Annotated in this window: 3 protein-coding genes; all 3 read right to left on the reverse strand. The window is 45.2% G+C overall.

The window, feature by feature from the left end; genetic code table 11:
* Window positions 1–140 precede the first annotated feature (140 nt).
* On the reverse strand, window positions 141–554 hold the full coding sequence (locus tag Q7U33_RS03805) for a GspH/FimT family pseudopilin (protein ID WP_304858269.1): 414 nt from the start codon (window positions 552–554) through the stop codon (window positions 141–143).
* Entirely contained in the window at window positions 529–978 is a 450-nt protein-coding gene (gspG, locus tag Q7U33_RS03810; protein ID WP_370651980.1) for a type II secretion system major pseudopilin GspG, read from the reverse strand. The genes Q7U33_RS03805 and gspG overlap by 26 nt, the downstream gene beginning before the upstream one ends.
* A gap of 25 nt (window positions 979–1,003) precedes the next feature.
* On the reverse strand, window positions 1,004–1,525 hold a 522-nt coding region (locus Q7U33_RS03815; protein WP_304858270.1), incomplete at its 5' end, for a type II secretion system F family protein.

Below are 1,525 nucleotides of genomic sequence, written 5' to 3' on the forward strand. Positions count from 1 at the left end.
AGCGCAAGCGAAGCTCCGTAAGCTTGGCTACAGTTTGTGATATTGCCGGAAGAGCAATACCCAGTACAAATACCGATAGCGCAAATGCTAAAATGACTTCGAGCAAAGCAAATCCTGACTGACAAGGCAATCTGCAGGCCTTAGCTTTGATCAAATTTACCTGTGAGCCAGTCAATTTTAATTGTGTTGTTTTGCCCATTATTTTTAAGTGTGATTAAACCGCCTGATGATGAGCCATCGGGGAAAAAACTAATGGTTGTGTTTTCTTGAGGAGACGGGAGTATACTCGTGCAACTTATATAAAATTGATGCAATAAGCCGGTTCTGGCAGTGGATGCGATGTCATTGCAGGTTAGGTCAACTCGGTGCCCTTCATTGATAGCTCTCATTTTAGCGTATTCCAATGTGTTGATAATCGCTTCGAAATAAGGTGTACTGTTTTTTGCTCGATAAGCTCGCGCACCCACTGCGGACAACACGCTAAGCAACGAGATTACTATCAACAGCTCAAGTAAAGTAAAGCCGTGATTATGGTGCTTTTGCGAGGCCAACATCTGCATTTTCGCCTTCACCACCTTCTTTATCGTCGGCGCCGAATGAATAGACCTCGAAGGGGGCTCTCTGGCCTGGAACTCGATAGCGAAATGGATGTTTCCAAGGGTCCAACAGATGCTCATGTTTACGAATATAAGGCCCACGCCATTTTACAACGTCAGAAGGCGGTTTCCATAAGGCTTCAAGGCCTTGTTCTTGCGTGGGGTAAACACCTGCATCTACTTGGTAATAATGTAAAGCGGTTGAAAGCGTATCGACCTGGAGTGCGGCGGTATCCGTTTTTGCGCCTGAGAACATATTCATGACCTGTGGCGCAACTACTGCCGATAGCATCGTCAATGTCACGAGAACAATGAGTAGTTCCAAGAGCGTGAAACCAGAATGAATGGAGGCATCAAATTTGTGTCTATATTGTTTCAACAAGTGTATTGCCCTGTCTGTCTATTTGTTATTTTACCGCCAGTTGATTAATACTCATGATGCCTAGCATAACGCCGGATATCACAGCGCCAACAATTAAGCCAAGCAACGCAATGGCAATGGGGTTGAGTAATGTAATCAATCGATCAATTTTGTACATCGAGTCCGTTTCGAGCAATTGAGCCGCTCGCATTGTAGCAGTCCCTAACGAGCCGGTGTGTTCACCTACTTCAATAATAGATAACGTTGTTTCAGGAATAAGGTTGGTACGTCTTAGTGCTAACGATACGGAAACACCCTCCCTAAGCGACCTTGAGACATGTTGTAACGGCTCCCGGACGTGTTGTGTGGATGCGGCTTGGGCCGCAAACTGGACAGATTCCGATACTTCCACGCCATTATCGATCAGAGCGCCCATGACACCCAAAACGTTTGCGATATCGACATAAGTTATCAACCGGATAAACGATATGCGAAGCGCTACTTTTGCAATGATTCCTTCAAGTTGGGCATTTGTTTTTATGCTAATCCAAAGCAAAACAGGTATCCC

Source organism: Methylotenera sp. (genome assembly GCF_030653755.1).
Classification (GTDB): domain Bacteria; phylum Pseudomonadota; class Gammaproteobacteria; order Burkholderiales; family Methylophilaceae; genus Methylotenera.

What these genes read in the sequence shown, in the direction of transcription:
- Q7U33_RS03805 (WP_304858269.1), bottom strand. Translation starts at nt 554, where the DNA reads ATGTTGGCCTCGCAAAAGCACCATAATCACGGCTTTACTTTACTTGAG.